Raw genomic sequence first — 25,470 nt, 5'->3', positions numbered from 1 at the left:
CTGAACGCCGGCGCCAACACCATCCGGCTGACCCCGACCACCGCCGCCGGCCTGCCCAACATCGACCACCTCGACGTCGAGACCGGCGACCAGCCGCCGCCGGCGAACGCGTTGTACGTCGCGACCACCGGTGACGACACCAACCCGGGCACACCGGCCTCGCCGCTGCGGACGATACAGCGGGCCGTGGACCTGGCACAGCCGGGGTACACGATCGTCATCCGCGGTGGCACCTACGCGCCGAGCACCAACATCCAGATCCTCAAGAACGGCACGCCGACCCAGCCCATCACGATGCGCAACCATGACGGCGAAAAGGTCATCCTCGACGGCGAGAACATGCCCTACACGCCCGGCGCGGTCGGCTCCAGCATCCCCCGCCCCGAGCGGGGCGCCATCCACATCGAGGGCGACTGGTGGCGCCTGACCGGCCTGGAGATCATCCACGGCCCGTACGGCATCTTCGGCCTGGACACCAACAACACCGTCTTCGACCGCCTGATCACCCGGGACAACTACGAGTCGGGTCTGCACCTTCAGGGCGCCTCCGGCAACAACCAGATCATCAACCTGGACGCCTACGGCAACCGCGACCCGCGCAAGAACGGCGAGAGCGCCGACGGCCTGGCCATCAAGGAAGGCTCGGGCAGCGGCAACGTGGTGCGCGGCGCCCGGCTGTGGAACAACTCCGACGACGGCCTGGACTTCTGGATGTTCCTGTCCCCGATCACCGTGGAGTCATCGGTGGCGTGGGGCAACGGATTCAACCGGTGGAACCTGCCCGGCTACACCGGAGACGGCAACGGCTTCAAGCTCGGCGGCGGTGACCCCGACCCGCCGGCCGACCACGTGATCCGCAACTCCATCGCGTTCGACAACGCGGTCGGCGGCTTCATCGACAACGGCAACCCCGGCCGGCTGACCGCCGACCGCAACACCGCGTGGCGCAACGGCGGCACCGGCTTCGACTTCGCCGACTCCGACTCCACCCTCACCAGGAACCTGTCGGTGGCGAACGCGACGCAGGTCTCGCTCGGCTCGTCCTCCTCGGGCTCGGGCAACTCCTGGAACCTCGGCGGCACCTGGACCTTCGCCGGCACCGACTCCGGCACGATCACCGGACCCCGCGCGGCGGACGGCTCGATCCCATCCTCCGCCTTCCTGCGCCCGTCCAACGGCGCCGACGTCGGAGCACGTATCTGACCTGGGTGGATCCACATTTCGCTCCTCGGCCGCTCCGAGAAGGGCACCGCCGGCACGCTCTTGACCACGATCGGTCAGCCTGAGCCGGCGCCCACGCGCTGACGTGATCCCGCGACAGGCCGATGCGGCGGGCCCGGAAACGGGTCCGCCGCATCGGCAGGACGGAGAAGCCGGCGACGGTCACGAGAACGCGGGGGGCGCACGCCGTACGATGATCCGCATGTCAGACCCTCAGGTGGCCTATGACGACGTGGTCGCCGCGCGTGAGCTGCTGGCCGACGTCGCCCTGCGCACCCCGCTGCTCCACTCCCACGTGCTCTCCGAGATCATCGGCGGGCCCGTCCACCTCAAGTGCGAGAACCTGCAGCGCTCGGGTTCTTTCAAGATCCGGGGGGCGTACGTCAGGATCGCCGGGCTGACCGGGGAGGAGCGGCGGCGCGGAGTGGTCGCGGCCAGCGCGGGCAACCACGCGCAGGGGGTCGCGCTCGCGTCGGGGCTGGTCGGCACCGGGGCGACGGTCTACATGCCGCAGGGGGCGCCGCTGCCCAAGGTGGCCGCGACCCGGTCGTACGGTGCCGAGGTGCTCTTCGCGGGTGACACCGTGGACGTCGCGCTGGAGCGGGCGAGGGAGCACGCGAACCGGACCGGGGCCGTGTTCATCCACCCCTTCGACCATCCCGACGTCATCGCCGGGCAGGGCACGATCGGGCTGGAGATCGTGGACCAGCTGCCCGAGGTCGGCACGATCGTGATGTCGCTGGGCGGGGGCGGGCTGGCGGCCGGGGTGGCGCTCGCGGTCAAGTCGCTGCGGCCGGGCGTGCGGATCGTCGGGGTTCAGGCGGAGAGGGCCGCCGCCTACCCGGCGTCGCTGGCCGTCGGGCACCCGGTCGAGGTCAGGCCCGCCTCGACGATGGCCGACGGCATCGCGGTGGGCCGCCCGGGCGAGCTGCCCTTCGAGCTGATCCACTATCTGGTCGACAGCGTCGTCACCGTCACCGAGAGCCAGATCTCCCAGGCACTGGTGCTCTGCCTCGAACGCGCCAAGCAGGTCGTCGAGCCCGCGGGCGTGGCCGGGGTCGCCGCGATCCTGGCCCACCCGCACGTCTTCGAGCCCCCCGTGGTGGCCGTGCTCTCCGGGGGCAACATCGACCCGCTGCTGCTGGCCAAGGTCCTCCGGCACGGCCTGGCCGCCGCCGGGCGCTATCTCACCCTGCGGGTGCCGCTCTCCGACCGGCCGGGCGCGCTGGCGGCGCTGCTGGCGCGGCTGGCGGAACTCGGCGCGAACGTGCTCGACATCGTGCACGAGCGGCTGGGCATGCACCTGGGGGAGGTCGAGGTCCAGCTCCAGCTGGAGACCAAGGGGCCGGTGCACTCCGAGGAGGTGCTGGGCTCCCTGCGCGTCGAGGGATACAAGATCATCGTCACGTGAGCCGCCCGGTCGGGCCGTAGGGGCCCCTCACCAGGTGGTCGGCTTCTTCGCGGTGAACAGCCAGGCGTCGAAGAGGGGGCCGAGCTTCCTGCCGGAGATCTTCTCGGCCATCGCGACGAATTCGGGGGTCGTGACGTTCCCGTACCTGTGCGTGGCGCTCCACTCCTTCAGGAGCTTGAAGAACGCCGGGTCGCCGATCCGTTGCCTGAGCGCGTGGAGCGTCATGCCGCCCCGGGTGTAGACGGAGTTGTTGAACAGGTCGTCCGGCCTGGCCTGGCCGGGGGCGTAGCTCCAGATCGGGTCGTCGGTCCCCGCGCTGTAGTGCCTGCGGAAGAGCTGCTCGGCGGTGGCCTGGCCCTCGTGCTCCGACCAGAGCCACTCGGCGTAGGTCGCGAAGCCCTCGTTGAGCCACAGGTCCTTCCACCGGGTGATGCTGAGGCTGTCGCCGAACCACTGGTGGGCCAGCTCGTGGGCGATGATGGCGTCGTCGGGGGCGAATCCGCCGTACATGGGTTTGGTCTGGTTCTCCAGCGCGTAGCCGGCGGGGAAGTCGTCGACCACGCCTCCGGTGGAGGAGAAGGGGTAGGGGCCGAAGACCGTGCTCCAGTAGTCGGTGACCCTTCCCGACACGTCGTACAGCTTGCGCAGCGAGCCGCGGAACCTCGGGTCGACGGCCGCGACGTTCTTCAGGCCTCCGGGGGTCCTGCCCTGCAGCATCTCGAACTTGCCCAGCGTCATGGTGGCGAGGTAACTGGCCATCGGGTGGCTCTCCCGCCACCGGAACGTCGTCCTGCCCCCGGCGGTCTTCGGCGCGCCGACGAGCTCGCCGTTGGCCAGCGCGGTCAGCCCCGCGGGCACGGTGACCTCGAAGTCGTAGCTCGCCTTGTCCGAGGGGTGGTCGTTGCCGGGGAACCAGGTCTTGGCACCGTTGGGCTGGCACGTGACGAACGCGCCGTCCTTGGTCGGGATGAAGCCGTACGTGCCCAGGTTGGAGGAGCCCCTGACCGGTTTGGGTTCGCCGGCGTACGCGACCTCGACCGTGAACGCCGCGGCCTTCGGGATGGACGCGGCCGGGGTGACGCTCAGCTCGGTCCCGGCCCTGTCGAATCTCGCGGGCCTGCCGTCCACGGTGATCCGGCTGACGGTGAAACCGGAGAGGTCGAGGTTGAAGCTCGCCAGGTTCTGGGTGGCCCGCGCCGAGATCCGGGCCACTCCCGACAGATGCTTGGACGCCGGCTCGTAGCCCAGCTTGAGCCCGTAGTGGCCGACGTCGTAGCCGCCGTTGCCGTCGGTGGGGAAGTCGGAGTCGCCGATCCCCGGGGCGCCGGGGGTGGCCTCGTGGCCGGTGGCGATGTCGGAGGCGGAGGCGACCGGCTTCAGGGGGCTCACGGCGGAGGCGTCCGGTCTCACGGGGCTCACCGAGGGGATGCTCGCCCCGTTCGACGCCGAGCAGGCGACCGTGCCGATGGTCCCGAGCGTGCTGAGAAGAGCGGCGGTCGCCGTGGTGGCCAGCCGTTTGGACGCCATAGGTTAAAGCCCCTTTCCCGGCCGGACGGCCGAGCCCGTGAAATGGCACACTACGCGACTGACCTGCGCCGATCAGGCGTCTATGACAAGCGTCCTGGCCGCGATGTCGTGTACGGCCTGCTTGCGCGACTGGAAAAGGATGAAGGCCACATCTATCCAGCCCAGGCAGCAGGTGGAGTACATCAGCCAGGAGACCAGTTGACGGAGCGCGACCTGCCCGACACCGGCCTTGTGCCCGCTGGTGTCGGCCACGCGCAGCCGGAAGATCTTCTTGCCGAGCGTCTGACCGTTCCAGAAGGCGGTCAGCATCCAGGAGTAGAGGAAGCCGATCACCGCCACCAGGAGAGTCTCCGCGTAGGGTACCTGCACCGACAGACCACTTTCCGCGCCCGTGACGGTGGTGACGGTCCGGTAGGTGAAGGGCGAGGAGAGGACTCCGACGACGAGAAGGTCGAGGATTCCCGCGAAGAGGCGGCGCCAGCGTCCGCCCAGCCTGATGGCGCCCGGCCAGGGGAAACCGCCGGAGGGTTCTCCCGCGGACGGGTAACCGAAGACGGGATCGGGACCTTCCGGCCCGCGGCCGGGAAAAGGACCGGAGCCGGGGACGTGGGAAGAACCGGAGGAAGGGCCGGGGGAGGAGCCCGGCCGGTGACCGGGAGAGGGATCGGGGCCGGGTTCGTGGCCGGCGCCGGGGCCCGGGCCCTCGTGACCCGGGTCGGGGGGTGCGGGATCGGACCACGGGTCCGATCCCCGGTCGTCCGGCGGTGGCGGTGCTGATCCCATCCAGGGGTGATCGCCACAAGAGCGCCACGGCAAAGCCAAGGACGGTTACGGGTTGCCCCCGAGCCGTGGCCGGCCCCGGTCGCTCCCCGGAGCGTGGGCCGCCGCCGCCGGCCCTTCGCGCGCCCCTGGGGAGTGCTCCCGGGCCGTGGCCCCCGGCGGCCCCGGGGGGCGGGTCGCCGGCGGCCAGGTCAGTCCGAGCGGTCCCCGGTCACAGGTTGCCCCGCAGGTCCTGCTCGCGCTCGATCGCCTCGAAGAGCGCCTTGAAGTTGCCCTTGCCGAAGCCGAGCGAGCCGTGCCGCTCGATCAGCTCGAAGAACACCGTCGGGCGGTCCTGCACCGGCTTGGTGAAGATCTGCAGCAGGTAGCCGTCCTCGTCCCTGTCGACCAGGATGCCGCGCTTCTTCAGCTCCTCGATCGGCGCGCGGACCTCGCCGATGCGGGCGCGCAGCTCGGGGTCGTCGTAGTAGGAGGCGGGGGTGTTCAGGAAGCTCACACCGGCCTCGCGCATGTGGTCGACGGTGGTGAGGATGTCGTTGGTGGCCAGCGCGATGTGCTGCACGCCGGGGCCGCCGTAGAACTCCAGATACTCGTCGATCTGAGACTTCTTCCTGGAGATCGCCGGCTCGTTGAGCGGGAACTTCACCTTGCGGGTGCCGTCCGCGACCACCTTGGACATCAGCGCCGAGTACTCGGTGGCGATGTCGTCGCCGATGAACTCCGCCATGTTGGTGAAGCCCATGACCCGCTTGTAGAACTCCACCCACTCGTCCATCTTGCCGAGTTCCACGTTGCCGACGCAGTGGTCGACGGCCTGGAACAGGCGGCCGTTGCGCACGTCGGGGGCCGCCACCAGAGGCTCCGCCGCGACGTAGCCGGGCAGGTACGGGCCGCTGTAGTTGGACCTGTCGACCAGGGTGTGCCGGGTCTCGCCGTAGGTCGCGATCGCCGCCGACACCACCTTGCCGTGGTCGTCCTCCACCACGTGCGGCTCCACAAGACCCCGCGCGCCCTGGGCGATCGCGTGGGCGTAGGCGGCCTCCACGTCGGGGACCTCGATGGCGAGGTCGATCACGCCGTCACCGTGCTCGGCGACGTGGCGGGCCACCCCGGTGCCGGGACGCACCGCCCCCCGGAACTCGAACCTGGCCGAGCCCGAGGTGAGGACGTACGCCACCTCGTCGCGGCTGCCGTTCTCCGGGCCCCGGTAGGCCACGAGCCGCATGCCGAACGCGCTGGAGTAGTAGTGGGCGGCCTGCTTGGCGTTGCCCACAGCGAAGACTACGCAGTCCATACCGTTCACAGGAAAGATGTCACTCATGCGAATACTGTCTGTTTTTCTGGGCTGTTTGTGCAACACTGTCTTCAAGTACTGCGCAAACTGCACACCTACTCGCCGGTCACCGCGGAGTATCTGTACATCATGACGATCGACCAGCTCGACGCCCGGCTCATCGCCCTGCTGGCGGCGGAGCCCCGGCTCGGGGTGCTGGAGTGCTCGCGGCGGCTCGGCGTGGCCAGGGGGACCGTGCAGGCACGCCTCGACAGGCTGACCGCCCGCGGGGTGGTCACCGGGTTCGGGCCGGACATCGCCCCCGCGGCGCTCGGCTACGACGTGACCGCGTTCGTGACCCTGCAGATCCGCCAGGTCAGCGGGCACGATCCGGTCGCCGACCAGCTCGCCGCCATTCCCGAGGTGCTGGAGGTGCACACGATCACCGGCGGCGACGACATGCACTGCCGGGTGGTGGCGCGCAGCAATGCCGACCTGCAGCGGGTAATTGACCTGATCGTTGATGTCCGGGGCGTGGTCAGAACCTCTTCGGTGATTGCCTTGGACACCCCTGTGCCATACCGTGTTCTGCCTTTGGTGGCCGATGTCCCGCGCAAGGGGAAGGCCTAGCCGTACCATGCCAAGCAGGGGCCAGACACCGTTATCCATCGTTTACCCTTAACGGTCCGCAACCGTCGGGGGTCAGCGGCGGGTCCTATCGGGGGGTCACGCGTGTTAAAAGGCGGGACGGGCAGTCCCAGGAGGAAGCTCCTGAGGATCACACTCGTCGTCTTCGGCGTCGGACTGATCTCGGCGATCGGCCTGCTCGGAGTGGTGTGGGCGATCACCCCCATTCCCGACAGCACGCAGCCGAGGGCCACCGCGCAGGGGTCGGTGATCTACTACCGCGACGGCAAGACCGTGCTGGCCAGACAGGGCGTCAACCGCAAGAGCGTGGCCCTCGACAAGGTGCCGCAGAGCCTGCGGAACGCGGTCATCGCCGCGGAGAACCGCTCCTTCTACGAGGACCAGGGCGTCTCCCTCTCGGGCACCTTCCGCGCAATGTGGTCCACTATCAGCGGCCAGCAGCTCCAGGGCGGCTCCACGATCACCCAGCAGATGGTCCGCAACTACTACAGCGGCCTCAGCCAGGAACGTTCCATAATCAGGAAGCTCAAGGAGGTCATGATCTCCTTGAAGGTGGACCAGTCGAAGTCGAAGGACTGGGTGCTGGAGCAGTATCTCAACACGATCTACTTCGGCCGGGGCGCCGACGGGGTCCAGGCGGCGGCCGGAGCCTACTTCGGCAAGGACGTCAGCAAGCTCACCCTTGCCCAGGGCGCCTACCTGGCCGCGGTGATCCAGCAACCCTCCAGGTTCGCCGACCCGCAGGGCCCCGACCTCTACGCGGCCAGGGACCGCTGGAGGTCGGTGATCGACGGGATGGTGGCCACCGGGGCCATCACCTCCCAGGAGGCCGCCAAGGTGACCTTCCCCGCCCTCCGCAAGCCCAGGGCGATCTTCGCGCCCAAGGGGCAGGAGGGCTACATGCTCGACCAGGTGACGGCCGAGCTCAAGAGCAGGGGCTACACCGACGAGGTCATCAACCAGGGCGGGCTGAAGATCGTCTCGACCTTCGACAAGAACCTGATGGCCGCCGCCGAGCGCGCCGTCACCTCGGTCCTGCCGGACGACACCCCCAGGAAGGTCCGCACCGGGCTGGCCGCCGTGGACCCCGCCACCGGTGAGGTCGTGGCCTTCTACGGCGGGCGCAGCTACACCGCCAACAAGTTCGACAACTCCTTCTCGGCCAAGGTGCAGGCCGGATCGACGTTCAAGGCCTACACGCTGGCCGCGGCCCTGGACAACGGCTTCGGCCTCGACACCAGGGTCAACGGCAACTCGCCGCTCCGGATCGCCTCCGCCGACATCCCCAACTCCGGCGGCTACTCCTACGGCGAGGTCAACCTCGTGAAGGCGACCCAGAGCTCGGTGAACACCGCGTTCGTCGACCTCGCCCAGAAGGTCGGCCTGAACAAGGTCGTCAAGGTCGCCGAGCAGGCCGGAATCCCCGCCGAGCAGCTCGACCCGCACCGGGGCGCCGCCACGCTCCCGCTCGGCGTGGCGTCGGTGAGCGCCGTCCAGAACGCCTCCGGCTTCGCCTCCTTCGCCGCCGAGGGCGTCCACCGCGAGGCTCACGTGATCCGCTCGGTCACCGACGCCGAGGGCAGGGTCGTCAAGAGCTCCACCAAGGGCAAGCGCGCCTTCGGCGAGCAGGCCGCCATCGACGCCACCTACGCGCTGACCCAGGTCGTCGAGGCGGGCACCGGCTCCGCGGCCCGCCTCTACGACCGTCCCGTGGCGGGCAAGACGGGCACCACCGACGAGTCGGCGGCCGTCTGGTTCGCCGGGTTCACCCCGCAGCTGGCCGTGGCGGTCGACATGTTCCGCGACGACAACAAGCCGGTGACGGTGAACGGCAGCGCCCTGTACGGCGGTTCCTACCCCGCGCAGATCTGGCGCGCCTTCATGACCGAGGCGATGGAGGGCAAGCCGGTCAAGGAGTTCAAGGAGCCGTCCAACTACGGCTACTCCGGCTCGTACGGCGGCTACGGCCCCGACGACGAGTACGGCGATCAGCAGAGCGACGGCCAGGACAGGAGCACGCCCGGCCCCGGCGAGACGGGCACTCCCGGCCCCGACCAGAGCGCCACCCCCGACCAGGAGACCCCGGGGCCCGACCAGCCCCCGACCCCCGAGGACACCGGCGAGGGACCGGGCGGTCCCGGTGACGGCCCCGGGCCCGGCCGGGGTGACGACCCGGACGGGCGTGACGGCGAGGGCGGTGACGGGGGCGGTGACGACTTCGGCCTCGACGGTCTGGGCCACCGGCTCGGCGACCCCATCCAGGGCAACTGACGAGGTCCAGGGCGACCGGCGAGGCCGGGCGCGGTCACGCGGGCGGCGGCGACCTGCCCGGCGGCCCCGTCCAGGGCGGCGGCCTCCGGCGTTCGGGACGACGGACCCCGGCCGCTCCGGCGGTCCCCGCCCGGTTCCGACGGCCACCCGGTCCATCGCGCCTGGTCCGTCGCGCCCGGTTTGTCACGCCCGGGTTGTTACGCTCCGCCCGCCAGCTCGGCTCGCAGGGCCGCCGGGGTGGTGACGGGCATCCTGCAGGTGAAGCCACGGCACACGTAGGCCGCGGGCTCGCCGCCCACCAGGCCCCTGCCGGCCAGGAGCGGGACCTCCCCGGCACCGGCATCGGCATCGGCACCGGCGGGATCAGGCTCGCCGAGCGCCAGGACCAGACCGGGCAGGGGTGACAGCAGGGCCGTCCTGTGCAGGGCCGCCGTCGCCGGATCGCCCGCCGGGCCCACGATCGCGACCTCGATCGGGCCGGACAGCGCCGCCTGGGCCGCGGCCAGCCCCCAACCGGCGAACCGCGCGTGCTTGTCGGCCAGCACGGTGACCGTGCCCAGGGCCGCCTCGGCCGCCTCCCGGTGCCGGGCCGAGCCGGTCAGCGCGGCGTACGAGAGCAGCGCGCCCGCGGCGGCGAACTGGCCGGACGGGGTGGCGTTGTCGGTCGCGTCCCGCGGGCGCTGGAAGAGCCGCTCCGCGTCGTCGGCGGTGTCGTAGAACCCGCCGGAGCCGTCGGAGAACCGCGCCAGGACGGCGTCGAGCAGCGCCTCGGCCCGCCGGAACCAGCGGACCTCCCCGGTCACCCCGTACAGGGCGAGCAGGCCCTCGGCGAGGTCGCCGTAGTCCTCCAGGACTCCGGCGTTGGCCCCCGCCCTGCCGTCGCGGGAGGTGCGCAGCAGCCGGTCGCCGTCCAGGTGGAGCTCGTCGACCAGCACGGCCGCCTCGCGGGCCGCCGCGACGAGGTCCGGCCGCTCGAACAGGGCACCGGTCTCCGCGAGGGCGGCGATGGCCAGGCCGTTCCAGGCGGCCACCACCTTGTCGTCCCGTCCCGGCCGTACCCGGCGGGCCCGCGCGGCCAGCAGCGCGGAGCGGACCCGGGCGAACCGCTCGGCGTCGCCGGGGTCGGGGTCGGCGAGGAGCTGCAGCACCGAGGTGCCGTGCTCGAACGTCCCGGTCACCTCGAACAGCTCGATCGCCCAGAGCCCGTCCTCCTCGCCGAGGACCTCGCGGATCTCCTCACCGGTCCAGGCGTAGAACTTGCCCTCCACGCCCTCGCTGTCGGCGTCCAGGGCGGAGGCGAAACCCCCCTCGGGGGTGCGCATCTCGGCCAGCAGCCAGTCGGCCGTCTCCAGCGCCACCCTCCTGCCCAGGGCGGAGCCGGTGGAGCGCCACCAGTGCGTGTAGACCCGCAGGAGCAGGGCGTTGTCGTAGAGCATCTTCTCGAAGTGCGGGACCACCCACTCGGCGTCCACGCTGTAGCGGGCGAACCCCCCGCCGAGCTGGTCGTAGATGCCGCCCCGCGCCATGGCCTCCAGCGTCCGCCCGGCCATGGACGTCGCCGCGTCGGCGGTCGCCCGCCGCTCCCCGTCCCCCATGTCCCGCGTGGTCCCGGTGGCCGCCGCGCCGTAGCGCAGCAGGAACTCCAGGGCCATCGACGGCGGGAACTTGGGTGCTCCGCCGAAGCCGCCGCGGACCGGGTCGAAGGACTCGGCCAGGCTGTGCACGGCCCGGGTGAGCGTGTCGGGCGTGGGCAGCGGCCCGGACGGCAGCGCCGACCGCTCGTTCAGCGCCTCCACGATCTTCGAGCCCTGCTCCAGCACGGCCTCCCGCTCCTCGGTCCAGGCGCCCGACACCCCGGCCAGCAGCCGCTGGAACTGCTGCCTGGGGAAGTAGGTACCGGTGTAGAAGGGGTGGCCCTCCGGGGTGGCGAAGACCGTCATCGGCCACCCGCCCTGGCCGGTCATGGCCTGGGTGGCCGCCATGTACACGGCGTCGACGTCCGGCCGCTCCTCGCGGTCGACCTTCACGTTGACGAAGCGCTCGTTCATCAGCGTGGCCGTGGCCCGGTCCTCGAAGGACTCGTGGGCCATCACGTGGCACCAGTGGCACGCCGAGTAGCCGACGCTGATCAGCAGCGGCACGTTCCGCCGGACGGCCTCGGCGAACGCCTCCTCGCCCCATTCGAACCAGTCGACGGGGTTGTCCGCGTGCTGCAGCAGATAGGGGCTCGTCGCGTCCTTCAAGCGGTTCATAACGACCTTTCCTGCGTACGCGGTGCGTGCGTCCTCCTCGCGAGGTGCGCGGAGATCGCGCGTCGCGGTTGTACCCACACGGTCCTTCTCACACTAAACCGAGAGAGGGACGGGGCCGCGAGCATGGGCGGGCGGCCGAAATTTTAGGCCGCGGATGGCGTGCGCGGGTGCGTCGCTCCCGTACGCCCGCCGGTGGCTCTGGTGGGGTTTGCCGGGGGACCCCGAGGTGCCCCTTCTCCTCGGCGGGCGGCACGCGGCTCCGGACCGGCCCGACCCGTACGCGGGCGGACAGGACTGGCCGGGCGCGAGCCGGGAACAAGGGGGCCATGATGGTGAAGAGGTCGGCTGTGCGGAGCGGCGCCGGGCGGATCGCCGTGCCGGGAACGATTCTGGGCATCGGGCTGGGAGGGTTCGTCGACGGCATCCTGCTGCACCAGATCCTGCAGTGGCACCACATGCTGACCAGCACGAACACCGACAACATCGGGGTGAGGTACTACCCGGCGGACACCGTTCCCGGGCTGCGGATGAACACGCTGTGGGACGGGCTGTTCCACGCGTTCACCTGGCTGGCGGTGCTGATCGGTCTCGGCCTGCTGTACTCGCGGGTCCTGCACTCCCGCGGCCGGGTGTGGAGATCTCGGGAGCTGTGGGGCTGGATCCTCGTCGGATGGGGGGCGTTCAACCTGGTGGAGGGCATCATCGATCACCATCTGCTGGGCATCCACCACGTGCGGACCGGCCCGTACCAGACCTGGTGGGATCTGGGATTCCTGCTCCTGGGCGCGGCGCTGGTGGCCGGCGGGTGGCTGCTGCAGCGTGGCGGCGGCCCGGTCGAGCTGTGCGACGAGGGCGGGCGCGCCCCCGCCGCACCGACGTCATGATCGTCCTGGCGCCCGAGGCCCACGAGGTCCACGAGCACGGCGGCGGCCTGGTGGCGGCGCTGCCGCCGGCGGTCCTGGCCGTGGTGGCGGGCGGGTACGTGCTGCTGGCGGTGCGGCGCGGTCGCGAGCCCAGAGGCTGGAGCCGGTGGCGGACGGCGGGTTTCTTCGCGGGCGTCGCGCTGCTCGCCGCCGCCGTGACCGGGCCCGTCGCCGCGTTCGCCGAGACGGACTTCCGCGGGCACATGCTGCAGCACCTGCTGATCGGCATGCTGGCGCCGCTGGGCCTGGTGCTCGGTGCCCCGGTGACGTTGCTGCTGCGCTCGCTGCCGCCGGTCCACGGACGGCGCCTCGTCGCCGTGCTGCACTGCCGGGCGATGCGCCTGGTGGCCGACCCGTGGATCGCGCTGCTGCTCAGCGTGGGCGCCATGGTGGCGCTGTACTGCACCCCGCTGTATCGGATCGCCTCCACCGGCGCGCTGCCGCACCACCTGGTGCACGTGCACTTCCTGCTGTCCGGATACCTGTTCGCCTGGGTGATCGCCGGTCCCGACCCGGCGCCGCGGCGCCCGCCGGTCCCCCTGCGGCTGGTCGTGCTGGGGGTGGCCATCGCCGTACACGCCACCTTGTCGCAGCTGATGTACGCCGGGCTCGTCGTCGACGTGCCGGTGCCGGTCGCGCAGCTGCGCGGAGCCGCGGAGATCATGTACTACGGCGGCGACATCGCCGAACTGCTGCTGGCTTTCGCGCTGGTGAGCACCTGGCGCCCCGTCCGGACCACCGCCCCGCGCGGGACGCACGCTCCGGCCGCCGCGTCCGGGATCTCCTGACCCCGCTCCCGGGCCGTTCCCCAAGTCTCTCTCCCGAACGTGGGAGGGAACCAGCCAGGGGCGGAGGCCGGTGGCCGGTGGGTCCTTCGCGCGTTCGCAGGAGCGTGCCGTACGGCTCCCGCGGCTCCCCCCTGACGGACGCGGTGCCTCGGGTACGCGAGAGTGACACCGGGCGGGAAGGTGTGTTCACCGCTCTTCCGGCGTAGGCTCACTGGGCGTGGATCTCGACTTCGTGTGTGTGCACGCCGGAAGGACGGCTTCCGAGCTGACCCGGCGTGATGTTGCCCGTGCGCTGCTCGCCGTGCCGTCCGGCGTGGCACTGGTGGCGCTGCCCGATCTGAGGCGGGCGATGCTGGCAGCGGGCAACCCGCTGTCGGTGCCCTTCTGGGACTCCGCGAAGGCGACGCTCAGCGCGATCGAGTCCGGCGGCGCGACCGTGGGGGACGTGCAGCGCTGGTTGGAGTCCACCGGCACCGAGCCGCTCCTGCTCACCCCGAGCTTCTTCGTCTGGCCCGAGGAGGACGAGCGAGGACCGGTCGGCGAGGAGATGTTCCACGGGCTGGTCGCCTACCTGGAGGAACGGGTCGCCGCCGGGGAGATCGATCCGGACGCGCTCGCCCGGGGCGACGAGCAGGCCAGGGAGGCCTACGCGGATCTCCAGGAGCGCTGGCTCACCGGCCCGCTGCCCGACGGGCGGATCCCCGGGACCGCGGTCTCCGACGAGCAGGACGAGGAGCTGTTCGCCGCCTGGGACGAGGAGGAGGCGTTCGCGCTGGCCGAACTGCGGCGCATCCTGGCCGAGCTGCCCGAGCCCGAGCGGCCCGTCAGGGAGCTGCACGCCGCGGCCACCCGGCTGCGCGAGGTGCTGGGCAGGCCCGGCTATCCCGGCAACGTGCTGCGGGCCTGCGCCGGGTACGAGGGGGAGCCGCTGCCGGCCGACGACGAGGAGCTCTGGCTGACCGTCACGGCGGGCATCGCGGGGCCGATCTCCGACCTGCCCGAGGAGGAGGACCGGCTGGAGGTCTTCTCCGACCTGGACGGGGAGCTCAGCCACGAGGACTCGGTGCTGGCCGCCCTGTGCGCGATCCATCACGCCGACTGGCTGGCCGTGGTCGCCGCCCTGGCCAGGCGCGGCCCCGGGGTGCTGGCGTCGCCCGAGCGGATCGCCAGGCTCATCGCCGAATCGGAGGACATCGACGTCGATCTGGACGAGCCGGAGGACCTGGAGGCGGCCGAGACGCTCTTCAGCTCGGTCACCCCGCTCTGGGCGTGCCTCGGGATCGTCGACAGGACCGAGGTGCTCACCTCGCTGGGCCGCTGGGGGCTGCCCAGGGCGCTGGAGCGCGCCTGGTCCTCGACGGACACCCTCGGTGACTGACGGGCGTTCCCGTACGGCCCGAAGAGGCCGGTGAGGCGTCCCGATCCGGGGGCGCGCTTCGTGACGGCGGTCCTTGACGACGGCCCGTGACGGCGCCGTCCGCCGGTCGGCGGACGGTCCGGCTCCCGCGCGGCTCCGGGCGGGAGCCGTAAGGTCAGGCCTCCTCGTCGAGGAGGTCGAGGTAGCCCTCGGGGACCAGATCCTTGTACTCGAGGTGGCGCCGGATGTAGCGGGCGATGAACGGGCAGAGCGGCACGACCGACCGGCCGGACGAGCGGCTCGCGTCGAGAGCCGCTGAGGCCAGCCGGCTGCCCAGGCCCTTGCCCTCGTGCTCGGGGAGGATCTCGGTATGGGTGAAAAAGATCTTTCCGGCGCGCAGGCGGTACGCGGCGAACCCGGCGACCCCGCCGTCCAGCAGGATCTCGAAGCGGGAGGCCTCGGGGTTGTCGGAGACCTCGATGTCGTCGGCCATGGTCGTTCTCGCTCGCTCTCGGGATTTCGGCTCGGCTGATCCCGCCCCTCGCGCGTGTCGCGCGGTGGCCGGGCGGGACCGTGGATCCGGCGGGGCCGGGGCTAGGGAGCGGTCGGCGTCGTGGTGGTGCCGGCGTCCTTCCGCTCCCTCAGCTCGGCCTCGGAGGGGACCTCGATCCTGGAGATCTGCTTCCTCATCGACTTGACCAGCATGTACAGGGCGAACCCCAGGCCGGCCACGACGAGGAAACCCAGGAGACCCGGGCTGACGTCACCTTTGGTGACGGTGTCGAATGCAATCACATGTCAAGTCTGCCACCGTCACCCCATGGTCGCGTCAGTGGCAGGCGTGCGAGACCGTGTCCGCCGGGACATCCGCGTGGACACCGGTGAACAGGTCGTCCTCGGGAAGCTCGACGTCCACGAGCGAACGGGCCAGGTGGTAGTCCTCGGTCGGCCAGACCTCGCGCTGAAGGTCGCGCGGGCAGACGAACCAGAAGCCGTCCGGGTCGACCTGGGTGGCGTGCGCGAGCAGCGCCTCGTCGCGGACCTCGAAGTAGTCGCCGCAGGGGATGCGGGTGGTCACCGGCCACTTCTGCGGGCGGTCCTCCCAGCGGGAGATCCACTCGGCGTACGGGGAGCCGATGCCGCGGTCGTTCATCGCCTCGTGCAGCGCCTCGAACCGGTCCTTGGTGAAACCCATGTGGTAGTAGAGCTTCAGGGGCTGCCAGGGCTCGCCGGCGTCCGGATAGCGGTCGGGGTCGCCTGCCGCCTCGAAGGCCTCGACCGAGACGCGGTTGGTCATGATGTGGTCGGGGTGCGGGTAGCCGCCGTCGTCGTCGTAGGTCAGGATCACGTGCGGCCTGAACTCGCGGACGGCCGCCACCAGCGGCTCCGAGGCGATCTCCAGCGGCTGCAGCGCGAAGCAGCCCTCGGGCAGCGGCTCGCTCTCGTCCTCGGGCAGGCCGGAGTCGACGAACCCCATGAAGCGCTGCTGTACGCCGAGGATCTCCCGGGCGCGCTCCATCTCCAGGCGCCGGACCTCGCCGATGTTCTCGAGGATCTCCGGGCGCTCCATCTTGGGGTTCAGGATCGACCCGCGTTCGCCTCCGGTGAGCGTACAGACCAGCACGTCCACGCCCTCGGCCACGTAGCGCGCCATGGTGGCGGCGCCCTTGCTCGACTCGTCGTCGGGATGCGCGTGAACGGCCATCAGCCTGAGCGGTGCACTCACGGGCTCGGTGTCTCCTTATGTCGGTCGCGCGTCGGATCGTCGCCGGTCGCCTCGCGGACGGCCCGCCTGGCCGTGTCTTCCGCTCCGCTCGACGTGGTGCCCCGCGCGCCCTCGGCTTACGTCACTCTAGGGAGAGGTTAGTTTCTCTTGGGCGGTCGCGAGGGCGAGGCCCCCGCAGGGGACAATTGTCTCGGATAACACCGAGGTAGTGCAGGGAGATTCCGTCATGGCCACCAGCGAAGCCGAGAAGGGCCGTCAGGACGGTCCTGTCCTCGGCACCCCGGGCGACTTTCCCGACCGCCCGGAGCGCAGGGGGCGCTTCGTCGTGCATGTCGTGATCGCGATCCTCTGCGCCGTGTGCGCAGGGGGATGGGGCTACGTGATGTGGGCGGCGAAGGGCAACACGGAGGTCATCGACCAGGTCATCGCGTTCGATGCCACCCGCGGCGATTCTCTGCAGATCACCTTCGAAGTGGTCAAACCATCCGATCGCGCGGCGCTCTGCCGCCTGCGGGCCACGGACGTCAGCCACGTCGAGGTCGGCAGCAAGGAGGTCAATATTCCGGCTGGTGAGGGGTATGTTCGGCTTACCGAACGGCTAGAGACCAGTGCTCGGGCCACTTCCGGCCATGTCCAGTACTGCTATCTCGTATAGTGAGACATTTGGGGAGGCGGTCGAGGGGTTAACTTGTTAGCCTTTCGAAATTCAACCGACCGCAGCCCCCCAAGCACCAAGCACGAAGCCCCCGAGGAAGCAAGGAGAACCCGTGGCCGACTCCCACAGCGAGAGCGTCACCTGGCTCACTCAGGAGGCGTACGACCGCCTGAAGGCTGAGTTCGAGCACCTCTCGGGGCCCGGGCGCGTCGACATCGCCAAGAAGATCGAGGCGGCACGCGAGGAAGGTGACCTGAAGGAGAACGGCGGCTACCACGCCGCCAAGGACGAGCAGGGCAAGATGGAGGCCCGCATCTTCCACCTCCGCCAGATCCTCGACAGTGCCAAGGTCGGCGAGGCGCCCCGCACCGAAGGTGTGGTCGGTCCTGGAATGACGGTCACCGTCCGTTTCGAGGGCGATGACGAGGAGGTCGCCTTCCTGCTGGCCTCCCGTGAGGAGAGCGGCGCCCCGATCGACGTCTACTCGCCCAAGTCGCCGCTCGGTGCGGCGATCAACGGCAAGAAGATCGGCGAGAAGGCGACCTACACGATGCCGAACGGCCGCTCCAACACGGTCGAGATCCTCGAGGCCGTGCCGTACATCGGCAACTGACCTCCCCATACTCCGATCGATTCGCTGATCCGCCGGGACGGGTGTCCCGGCGGATTGCCGTGTGTCAGAGGATTTGGCAGGGTTTCGTAAGTCGTGCGGCCACATTGCAGATAGGGCGCTTTTCGATGGGTTCGCGTGCATTGGAGGGCGCTCTACGGCACCCTCGTAGGGCTGGAGTCCGCGGGGAAGGGGAGATGTCGTGTTCGATCGGCGGCCACGTGTCTCCGACCTGATCCGGGAGGCCCGGCAGGATCTCGCCTACCGCCCCCGTCTCCGCTACAGCCACCGCACCGCCCGCCTGATGAGGCGGGTCGTCCCCGTCCTGGCCGTCCTGCTCGTCGGCGTGCTGGCCACCGGCCTGATGGTCTTCGCCCAGATGCCGGAGGCCGAGCCGGAGACGGTCACGATGCGCAGGTCCGTCGCCACGCTGCCGACCCAGGTGGCGAAGCCCGCCCAGGGCGGGCCTGCGGCACCGGAACCGGTGGCACCGCTCACCTCGATGCGGCAGCCGCACCTGTTCGTCGTCGCGCACCGGCCGCTCAGCGCGACCGTGGTCGCCAGGATCGCCCAGCTGCCCGGGGTACGGGCGGTGGAGCGGGCCGACGCCGCGGAGGTGATCCTGGACGGCAAGCCGGTGCAGACGCTCGGGGTGAACCCCTCGACGTTCCGCGCGTACACCCCCAAGCCGACCGCGCGCTCCGACAGGCTCTGGCGGAACGTCTCGGCGGGGGAGGTCGCCGTCTCCTTCGTCCTGGGCAACGACGGGGGCATGCCGCTGGGCAAGACCTTCACCACCGCCGGGCGCAACCTGCGCGTGGGCGCCTACGCCACGATGGGCATGGGCGCCATCGACGCCGTGGTCTCCCGGCCGACCGCCCGCACGCTGGGCATCCCGGAGAACAACGCGCTCGTGGTGAGCGCGCCGAGGGCCGACTCCGCGAAGCTGCGTCTCACCCTCCTGCGCAACCTTCCCAAGGGGTCGCAGGTCGCGATGATCAACCCGGTGCTGAGGGCCCCCGGCAAGACCGCCGGCGAGACCACCGGCAAGACCGTGACCTGGTCCGCGAGCTCCTTCATGACCGCCCCTCAGGTCACGACCGCGCTCACCGCCGCGATCGGCAAGCTCGGCCGCCCGTACGTGTGGGGCGCCGAGGGTCCTGACACCTTCGACTGCTCGGGCCTGGTCCAGTGGGCGTACGCGCAGGCGGGGATCAAGGTGCCCCGGGTGACGCACCAGCAGTTCGTCTCCGGTCCCCAGATCCCGCTCTCCGAGGCCCAGCCCGGTGACCTGCTGTTCTGGCGGCACGACCCCACCAACCCCGGTTACGTCTCGCACGTGGCCATCTACTGGGGAGGCGGCAAGATGCTGCACGCCCCCAGGACCGGCGACGTGGTCAAGCTCGTCCCCGTCACCACCCGCAACTTCGCCGGGGCCGTACGGATCAGCCCGCAGGTCGCCGCCCGGGTCCGCTAGCCCGCGTCCTCCGTTTCCACGCCTCCCGCACGTTCCCCCGCGTTTCCCCGTGTTCCCGCGGGGTTTCGGCTGCCCGCGTTCGGCGCGGCGCGATGCTGGCCTCGTTCGGTGAAGCGTTGTAATCTAAATTACATGGGAAAAGATGAAGCGGTGGCGAAGCTGCGCGGCTGGTTCGCGGGCAGGCTGCCCGAGGAGTGGTTCGAGGGCGGGGTGGAGATCGTGCTGGACCGCGAGGAGATCGCGGTGGTCGGCAGGCTCCGGGCTCCCGTGCTCGATGACGACGTCTCGGAGGTGGAGCACTCCGCCGCCATGGAGGGCGGCATCCTGCGCTTCCGCGAGGAGACCAGGGAGCGGCGCGTCGAGATCGCGCTCGAGGCCGAGCAGCGCTTCCGCAGAAAGGTCTCCTGGGGAGTCGCCGTCGGCGACAAGACAGTGATGTTCACCACACTCTCGGTGCCTGTCATGACCCGGCTCAAGCAGTCGGAGCGTCAGGTGCTCGACACCCTCGTCGCGGCCGGGGTGGCCCGCAGCCGCAGTGACGCGCTCGCCTGGTGCGTGCGCCTGGTGGGCAACCACACCGACACCTGGCTGGCGGATCTGAGGGACGCGCTCCAGCACGTCGATCGCGTCCGGGCGGCGGGTCCGGACGTGAATTCCTGAGCCTGGGCAGCGGAAATGACCAATGAATTGGTCTGAACCTGTTCGCCGATTGGTTTAGACCTTTCTCATTGGCCTATACCACTGCCGATGCGGCTTTTTTAGATTCACTTCTTTTGGGTAGGGGTTTCAAAACCTTGCGTCTCCTGCCAGGCCATACGCCGTGGGAGGCGCCGGGCCTGAAGCGCCATGACGCGTGATCGTGCGAATTCACTGGTCTATGCCAATTGGATTGAGCGCGGTTCGTTCGTCAATGATGTTTTGGCCCGGAGAAGTGTAAAGGAGCCCCAGCAGTGTCCGTTACCGTAGATGTCACCGCCGTCAGCCCGACCAGCCACGAGGAGCTTGCCGGGTGGGTCAAGGAGATCGCCGCGCTGACCCGGCCGGACCGGATCGAATGGTGCGACGGCTCCGAGGCCGAATGGACCCGCCTGACGAACCTGCTGGTCGAGCAGGGCACGTTCACGCGTCTGGCCAAGCGACAGAACAGCTTCCACGCCACCTCCGACCCCGGCGACGTCGCCAGGGTCGAGGATCGGACCTACATCTGCTCCGAGCGTGAGGAGGACGCGGGACCGACCAACAACTGGATCGCCCCCGCCGAGATGCGCCGTACCTTCGGCGAGATCTTCAAGGGCAGCATGCGCGGCCGGACGATGTACGTGGTGCCGTTCTGCATGGGGCCTCTGGGCGGTGAGATCTCCCAGCTCGGCGTGGAGATCACCGACTCGCCGTACGTGGTCGTGTCCATGCGCGTCATGACCCGCATGGGCGACGACGCCCTGCGGCTCATCGAGGAGCGCGGCGGCTACGTCAAGGCCGTCCACTCGGTCGGCGCCCCGCTGGAGCCCGGCCAGGACGACGTGCCGTGGCCGTGCAACCCCACCAAGTACATCAGCCACTTCCCCGAGACCCGCGAGATCTGGTCCTACGGCTCCGGGTACGGCGGCAACGCCCTGCTCGGCAAGAAGTGCTACGCCCTGCGCATCGCCAGCACGATGGCCCGTGACGAGGGCTGGCTGGCCGAGCACATGCTCATCCTCAAGATCACCCCGCCCTCCGGGGAGACGCGTTACGTCGCGGCGGCCTTCCCGAGCGCCTGCGGGAAGACGAACCTCGCCATGCTCCAGCCGACCCTTCCCGGATGGAAGGTCGAGACGATCGGCGACGACATCGCCTGGATGCGCTTCGGCGACGACGGGCGGCTGCGCGCCATCAACCCCGAGGCGGGTTTCTTCGGCGTCGCCCCCGGAACCGGTGAGGCCACCAACGCCAACGCGATCAGGACGCTCTGGGGCAACAGCATCTTCACCAACGTCGCCCTCACCGACGACGGCGACGTGTGGTGGGAGGGGCTCACCGACCGGCCCCCGGCGCGCCTGACCGACTGGAAGGGCCGCGCCTGGACGCCGGACTCCGGCGAGCCCGCCGCGCACCCCAACGCCCGCTTCACGGTCCCGGCCGCGCAGTGCCCGACGATCGCCCCCGAGTGGCAGGACCCCGAGGGGGTGCCGATCTCCGCGATCCTGTTCGGCGGGCGCCGGGCCAGCGCGGTCCCCCTGGTCACGGAGTCGACGAGCTGGCAGCACGGCGTCTTCGTAGGGGCCAACATCGCCTCGGAGAAGACCGCCGCCGCCGAGGGCAAGGTCGGCGAGCTGCGTCGCGACCCGTTCGCGATGCTGCCCTTCTGCGGCTACAACATGGGCGACTACTTCGCCCACTGGCTCAGGATCGGCCGGCGGGAGAACGCCCGGCTGCCGCGCATCTACTACGTGAACTGGTTCCGCAAGGACGACGAGGGCAGGTTCATCTGGCCCGGCTTCGGCGAGAACACCCGCGTGCTCAAGTGGATCGTCGACCGCCTCAACGGCCGGGCGGAGGCGGTACGGACCCCCATCGGCCTGCTTCCCGCCCAGCTCGACACCGAGGGCCTCGACGTCTCCGAGGAGAACATGCGGACACTGCTGAGCGTCGACGAGGAGATCTGGAGGCAGGAGGCGTCGCTCATGCCCGCCTTCTTCCAGACCTTCGGCGACCACATGCCCAAGGAGCTCTGGGAGGAGTACGAGGCCCTCGTCGCCCGCCTGGGCTGAGTGCCGCCCGGGCTGGGCACCCGCCTGGATCGAGCGCCGGACCTGACCGGGCGCCCGCCTGAATCGATCGCCGGACCTGACCGGGCGCCCGCCTGAATCGATCGCCGGACCTGACCGGGCGCCCGCCTGAATCGATCGCCGGGCCGGATCGGGTGTCCGCCTGAATCGATCGCCGGGCCGGATCGGGTGTCCGTCTGGGGTGATCGCCGGGCCGGGCACCCGGGCCGGGGAAAGGCGCGTCCGAGGCCACCGGCTCCGGCCGCGCCGGGGCCGGTGACATGTGTTTCGCCTGGTGACCGACATCTCACCGGGTCGCCGTCGAAGTCGGGTGAAACTTCTGCCAGGCTGTGCGCGTCTACCTGGGTACACGGGACGTCACTCCTGTGGCCCACCTTTCCCCCCAAGGAGGCGGACATGGGGTTCTCACTGTTCGTCATCGCCTTCGTCGTCGGCCTGGTCATCCTCTCCACGGCCTTCGCGTTGCACCGCGAGCACCGCCGGGTTCGCTCGGCCATGATCGGCCACTACGGCGGGCCACCGAACCCGTACGAGCTCGCCTATCTCTCCGGAGGGCCGCGCCGCGTGATCAACACCGCGCTCGGCCTGCTGGCCAGGGCCGGGGCGATCCGGATCTCGCGAGGGGGTCAGGCCAGCCTGGTCGCCGGGGCCCAGCCGTCTCCCGACCCGATCGAGTACGCCGTCATGGAGTCGCTCCACCTGCGCGGAGGCTCGGCCCCGGTGGGCGAGGTCCGCCGCGCGGTGGCCGAGGGGCAGAGCGTCGACGGCCTGCGCTACCGCCTGCTGGGGCTCGGCCTGCTGGTGCCCGAGGGCGCGCTCGACCACGCTCAGGTGCTGCTGAGCCGGCTCCAGATCACCTCGATCATCGAGGTGATCGTCGTGGCGGGCATCCTGCTCGCGGGGGCCACCGGGGGACTCGGCACCTTCGCGCTGCTGGTGGGCATGTTCTCGGTGATCGGTGGTTTCTCCGTCTACGCGCGGCAGAAGCGGGCGCTGCGCGACGTTCTGAGTCACGCCGGCCACGAGGTGCTCGCCTCCGCCCGCCGGACCTACGCGCGGGGTGCCCGCCCCGTCGCGCCTGATCTCGCCTTCGCGGTCGGCATCCCCGTCGCCCTGTACGGCCTGAGCGAGCTCAACGAGCCCGGCCTGGAGGAGGAGCTCCAGCGCCAGGCAGCGGGCGGTTCGAGCAGCTGCGCCACGGGCGCCTGCGGCGGCGGTTCGAGCTCGGGGGACGGTTCCTCCTTCGGCGGTGGCGGTGACTCCGGCTCCGGTGGCTGGGGTGACTCCGGCGGGTCGGGTGACGGCGGTGGCGGGTCCAGCTGCGGCGGAGGGTGCGGCGGTGGCGGTTGCGGTGGGTGAGCGGCATCCGGCCCCGGCGGTGAGGACGGCCGGTGCCACCGGAGGGGCGGTGGCGGCCCGGCGGGCAGGCCGGAACGGGGACGCCTCCGATGGCGGCTGAGTCTCCGGCGCTGGGGGTGGGCATCGGCTGGCGGCCGGAGATCGACCTGACCGTGGAGCGGCTGCCCGGGGTCGACTTCGTCGAGGTCATCGCCGAGAACATCGGCCCCGCCCGGCTCCCCGAGTCGCTGCGGGTGCTCCGCGCCCGCGGGGTTCCGGTGATCCCGCACGGTGTCGGGCTGGGCATCGGCGGCGCCGAGCCTCCCGACCCGCGGCGGCTGGCGCACCTGGCGGACTGCGCCCGCGCCCTGGACGCGCCGCTGGTCAGCGAGCACCTCGCCTTCGTACGGGCGGGCGGGATGGAGGCCGGGCACCTGCTTCCGGTCCCGCGCACCCGGGCCGCGCTCTCCGTCGTCGCCGAGAACGTGAGGCGGGCGCAGGACGCGCTTCCCGTACCGCTGGCTCTGGAGAACGTCGCGGCCCTGTTCGGCTGGCCGGAGGACGAGATGACCGAGGCGGCCTTCCTCGGCGAACTGGTGGAGATGACCGGCGTCGGGCTCCTGATCGACGTGGCGAACCTCTACACGAACCAGGTCAACCTGGGCCTGTCGGCCACCGCCGCGCTGGACGGCCTCCCGCTGTCCGAGCTGGCCTACGTCCACGTCGCCGGAGGCCACTTCCGCCAGGGGCTGTGGCACGACACCCACACCGCCCACGTCCCGCAGGACGTGCTGGACATCCTCTCCGAGCTGTGCGCCCGGGTCGATCCGCCCGGTGTGCTGCTCGAATGGGACGACGACTACCCCAGCGACGGCGCCCTGGAGGGGGAGCTCGACCGGATCCGCGGCGCGATGGCCCGTGTCTGACGACGCGGTGCCCGGGGACGCCACCGGCCGGGTACGGGAGCCGGGCGGCCACGAGGGGCGGGCAGCCGTCGAGGGGGTTCGAGAGATCGCCAGGGAGCGGGAGGCCGCGAGAGAGCCGCTGGAGGCCGGGGAGGGGCGGGGGACGCACCGGGAGCCGGGCACCGGTGACACGGCGCGTGAGGCCCTTGCCAGGGCCCAGGAGGCCCTGGTGGCGGCCCTGGTGGCCGGGCGGGAGGCGCCGCGGGGGTTCGACCGGGAGCGGCTGCGCGTCCAGGAGGCCGGCCTGATCGCCAAACGGCGCAGGACGGTGGCCAGGCTACGGCCCGATCTGGTCGCGTCGCTCGGCGACGGCTTCGCCGGGGAGTTCGACGCGTACGCGAGAGGCCGCCCCAAGCCGCCGGGCGGCTCCCACGCCGACGCCCGCGACTTCGCCGGCCGCCTCCGCGCGGCGGGACGGCTGCCGGAGGAGCCCGTGACCCCCGAGCCCGGCCCCGCGCCCCGCCGGTGGTCGCTCTTCGGCAGACGCCGTTGAACCGCGCGTCGAGCCGGTCGAACCGGCCGCGTCGAACCGCGCGCGTCGAGCCGGGTGCCGCCGGACCGGAGGCGCTGAGCCGGGTGCCGCCCCACATCGGGCGTGCCGGACCGGGCGCCGCCGAAACTTCTGGTCCTCCCCGTTCGTCCACTGGGTAGTGAACCTGGCGCAGGGACGTCATCCCGGAGGCCGTCATGCAGACCGTACAGATCATCGTCGTGGTGGGTCTCGCGCTTCTGGGCGTGGCGGTGCTGATCGCGCTGCGCCTGGCCGTGCGCCCCCCGCGCGTCTACGAGGGGCCCGAGCTGACGCCGTACGAGCTGGCGCTGCTCGCGGGCGGCCGGCCCAGGGTGGTCGACACCGCACTGGCCTCGCTGACCGCGACAGGGGCGGTCAGGGCGCGGCGCGACGGGCGGCTGACGCAGGTGTCAGGCCAGGTCGGTGTGCTCACCCAGCCGGTGCAGACCGAGATTCTCGACCACCTCAGGGGGCAGGGGGGCGGCGTGCCGGTCTGGGTGATCAGGGACAGGGTGGCCCGGGGGGCCGCGGTGACCATGCTGATCGCGCGGCTGAGGGACCTGGGGCTGATCGACGCGCCCGGTTCCGGCCGGGCCGACCCCACCCACCCCAACCGTGCGGGGAAGACCGCGCTGGCCCACCACCGCCTGCGCCACCGCGAGGACAGGTCCCTGCCGCCCCGGGGCGGCGGCCACGTCGACCACGACGAGCTGAACATCCTGGGCGTCGCCCTGCACGGCCTGAAGCAGTGGGAGGACGGACGGCTGTCGGCCATCCTGTCCATGGACGGCCCGCCACCGCCTCCCGCGCCCCGACGCGGTTCCCGCCGCCGCGGCGCCTCCGGTGCCTCGGCGGGTGCCTCCTACGGCTTCTTCGGCGGCGGGGGTGGGGACGGCGGCTCCGATTCCGGCTCGGGTTCCGGCTGCGGGGGCGGGGGCGGCTGCGGCGGCAGCTCCTGAGGATCCTGTC

23 protein-coding genes are annotated in these 25,470 nt (G+C 71.1%); 16 read left to right on the top strand and 7 right to left on the bottom strand.

What is annotated here, in order from left to right; all coding sequences use genetic code 11:
- Together ACTOQ3_RS24370 and ilvA are read left to right on the top strand one after the other, a co-directional pair.
- Positions 1 to 1,203 (top strand): right-handed parallel beta-helix repeat-containing protein (locus ACTOQ3_RS24370; protein WP_440085643.1); only part of this gene is annotated, 1,203 nt, incomplete at its 5' end.
- Between the two features lie 220 nt (positions 1,204 to 1,423).
- Positions 1,424 to 2,632, top strand: a complete 1,209-nt coding sequence (gene ilvA / locus ACTOQ3_RS24365; protein WP_440085642.1) for a threonine ammonia-lyase — start codon at positions 1,424 to 1,426, stop codon at positions 2,630 to 2,632.
- 27 nt (positions 2,633 to 2,659) lie between these two features.
- On the opposite strand, the gene ACTOQ3_RS24360 is transcribed toward ilvA, so the two are convergent.
- From ACTOQ3_RS24360 to hppD, 3 genes are all read right to left on the bottom strand, one after another.
- On the bottom strand, positions 2,660 to 4,159 hold the full coding sequence (locus ACTOQ3_RS24360; protein WP_440085641.1) for a M1 family metallopeptidase: 1,500 nt from the start codon (positions 4,157 to 4,159) through the stop codon (positions 2,660 to 2,662).
- Positions 4,160 to 4,231: 72 nt separating this feature from the next.
- Complete coding sequence (locus ACTOQ3_RS24355) at positions 4,232 to 4,942, bottom strand: RDD family protein (protein ID WP_440085640.1); 711 nt, start codon at positions 4,940 to 4,942, stop codon at positions 4,232 to 4,234.
- Positions 4,943 to 5,150: 208 nt separating this feature from the next.
- Positions 5,151 to 6,233 carry a 4-hydroxyphenylpyruvate dioxygenase gene (hppD, locus tag ACTOQ3_RS24350; RefSeq protein WP_440085639.1) on the bottom strand — a complete coding sequence of 361 codons (1,083 nt, stop codon included), beginning with the start codon at positions 6,231 to 6,233 and terminating at the stop codon, positions 5,151 to 5,153.
- Between the two features lie 129 nt (positions 6,234 to 6,362).
- Between hppD and ACTOQ3_RS24345 the strand changes: the two genes are divergently transcribed.
- Positions 6,363 to 6,842, top strand: a complete 480-nt coding sequence (locus ACTOQ3_RS24345) for an Lrp/AsnC family transcriptional regulator (RefSeq protein ID WP_440085651.1) — start codon at positions 6,363 to 6,365, stop codon at positions 6,840 to 6,842.
- 102 nt (positions 6,843 to 6,944) lie between these two features.
- Complete coding sequence (locus tag ACTOQ3_RS24340; protein WP_440085638.1) at positions 6,945 to 9,131, top strand: transglycosylase domain-containing protein; 2,187 nt, start codon at positions 6,945 to 6,947, stop codon at positions 9,129 to 9,131.
- 197 nt (positions 9,132 to 9,328) lie between these two features.
- Here the strand turns inward: ACTOQ3_RS24340 and ACTOQ3_RS24335 are convergent, their stop codons facing one another.
- Complete coding sequence (locus tag ACTOQ3_RS24335; RefSeq protein WP_440085636.1) at positions 9,329 to 11,383, bottom strand: thioredoxin domain-containing protein; 2,055 nt, start codon at positions 11,381 to 11,383, stop codon at positions 9,329 to 9,331.
- Positions 11,384 to 11,730: 347 nt separating this feature from the next.
- Between ACTOQ3_RS24335 and ACTOQ3_RS24330 the strand changes: the two genes are divergently transcribed.
- From ACTOQ3_RS24330 to ACTOQ3_RS24320, 3 genes are all read left to right on the top strand, one after another.
- Positions 11,731 to 12,267: a DUF2243 domain-containing protein gene (locus tag ACTOQ3_RS24330; protein WP_440085635.1), complete on the top strand. Its 537-nt coding sequence runs from the start codon at positions 11,731 to 11,733 to the stop codon at positions 12,265 to 12,267.
- Positions 12,225 to 13,094 carry a cytochrome c oxidase assembly protein gene (locus ACTOQ3_RS24325; RefSeq protein WP_440085634.1) on the top strand — a complete coding sequence of 290 codons (870 nt, stop codon included), beginning with the start codon at positions 12,225 to 12,227 and terminating at the stop codon, positions 13,092 to 13,094. Before ACTOQ3_RS24330 ends, ACTOQ3_RS24325 begins: the two co-directional genes overlap by 43 nt.
- Before the next feature lie 217 nt (positions 13,095 to 13,311).
- Positions 13,312 to 14,472, top strand: coding sequence for a hypothetical protein (locus ACTOQ3_RS24320; RefSeq protein WP_440085633.1), 1,161 nt, complete (start codon positions 13,312 to 13,314; stop codon positions 14,470 to 14,472).
- A gap of 154 nt (positions 14,473 to 14,626) precedes the next feature.
- Here ACTOQ3_RS24320 and ACTOQ3_RS24315 read toward each other — a convergent pair whose 3' ends face one another.
- The 3 genes from ACTOQ3_RS24315 to mca form a co-directional block, all read right to left on the bottom strand.
- On the bottom strand, positions 14,627 to 14,944 hold the full coding sequence (locus tag ACTOQ3_RS24315; protein WP_440085632.1) for a GNAT family N-acetyltransferase: 318 nt from the start codon (positions 14,942 to 14,944) through the stop codon (positions 14,627 to 14,629).
- A 101-nt stretch (positions 14,945 to 15,045) separates the two neighbouring features.
- Positions 15,046 to 15,246, bottom strand: a complete 201-nt coding sequence (locus ACTOQ3_RS24310; RefSeq protein WP_440085631.1) for a hypothetical protein — start codon at positions 15,244 to 15,246, stop codon at positions 15,046 to 15,048.
- 34 nt (positions 15,247 to 15,280) lie between these two features.
- Positions 15,281 to 16,177: a mycothiol conjugate amidase Mca gene (gene mca / locus ACTOQ3_RS24305; protein WP_440085630.1), complete on the bottom strand. Its 897-nt coding sequence runs from the start codon at positions 16,175 to 16,177 to the stop codon at positions 15,281 to 15,283.
- Positions 16,178 to 16,403: 226 nt separating this feature from the next.
- Here mca and ACTOQ3_RS24300 point away from each other — a divergent pair, with 226 nt between their 5' ends.
- The 9 genes from ACTOQ3_RS24300 to ACTOQ3_RS24260 all read left to right on the top strand — a co-directional run bounded on the left by ACTOQ3_RS24300 (position 16,404) and on the right by ACTOQ3_RS24260 (position 25,460).
- Complete coding sequence (locus ACTOQ3_RS24300) at positions 16,404 to 16,832, top strand: DUF4307 domain-containing protein (RefSeq protein WP_440085629.1); 429 nt, start codon at positions 16,404 to 16,406, stop codon at positions 16,830 to 16,832.
- A 112-nt stretch (positions 16,833 to 16,944) separates the two neighbouring features.
- The gene (greA, locus tag ACTOQ3_RS24295; protein ID WP_344750139.1) at positions 16,945 to 17,445 is read left to right on the top strand and encodes a transcription elongation factor GreA; all 501 of its coding nucleotides are present in this window, start codon (positions 16,945 to 16,947) and stop codon (positions 17,443 to 17,445) included.
- 199 nt (positions 17,446 to 17,644) lie between these two features.
- The gene (locus tag ACTOQ3_RS24290; RefSeq protein WP_440085628.1) at positions 17,645 to 18,919 is read left to right on the top strand and encodes a C40 family peptidase; all 1,275 of its coding nucleotides are present in this window, start codon (positions 17,645 to 17,647) and stop codon (positions 18,917 to 18,919) included.
- 132 nt (positions 18,920 to 19,051) lie between these two features.
- On the top strand, positions 19,052 to 19,579 hold the full coding sequence (locus ACTOQ3_RS24285; RefSeq protein WP_440085627.1) for a hypothetical protein: 528 nt from the start codon (positions 19,052 to 19,054) through the stop codon (positions 19,577 to 19,579).
- 290 nt (positions 19,580 to 19,869) lie between these two features.
- Positions 19,870 to 21,669, top strand: a complete 1,800-nt coding sequence (locus ACTOQ3_RS24280; RefSeq protein ID WP_440085626.1) for a phosphoenolpyruvate carboxykinase (GTP) — start codon at positions 19,870 to 19,872, stop codon at positions 21,667 to 21,669.
- 414 nt (positions 21,670 to 22,083) lie between these two features.
- Positions 22,084 to 23,046 carry a TIGR04222 domain-containing membrane protein gene (locus tag ACTOQ3_RS24275; RefSeq protein ID WP_440085625.1) on the top strand — a complete coding sequence of 321 codons (963 nt, stop codon included), beginning with the start codon at positions 22,084 to 22,086 and terminating at the stop codon, positions 23,044 to 23,046.
- 89 nt (positions 23,047 to 23,135) lie between these two features.
- On the top strand, positions 23,136 to 23,951 hold the full coding sequence (locus tag ACTOQ3_RS24270; RefSeq protein WP_440085624.1) for a DUF692 domain-containing protein: 816 nt from the start codon (positions 23,136 to 23,138) through the stop codon (positions 23,949 to 23,951).
- A complete protein-coding gene (locus ACTOQ3_RS24265; RefSeq protein WP_440085623.1) occupies positions 23,944 to 24,483 on the top strand; it encodes a hypothetical protein in 540 nt (179 codons plus the stop codon). The genes ACTOQ3_RS24270 and ACTOQ3_RS24265 overlap by 8 nt, the downstream gene beginning before the upstream one ends.
- Positions 24,484 to 24,677: 194 nt before the next feature.
- The gene (locus ACTOQ3_RS24260; RefSeq protein ID WP_440085622.1) at positions 24,678 to 25,460 is read left to right on the top strand and encodes a TIGR04222 domain-containing membrane protein; all 783 of its coding nucleotides are present in this window, start codon (positions 24,678 to 24,680) and stop codon (positions 25,458 to 25,460) included.
- Positions 25,461 to 25,470: the final 10 nt, after the last annotated feature.

This window comes from Streptosporangium sp. LJ11, assembly GCF_051918945.1.
Lineage (GTDB): Bacteria > Actinomycetota > Actinomycetes > Streptosporangiales > Streptosporangiaceae > Streptosporangium.
This window is presented reverse-complemented; position numbering and strand designations above follow the sequence as displayed.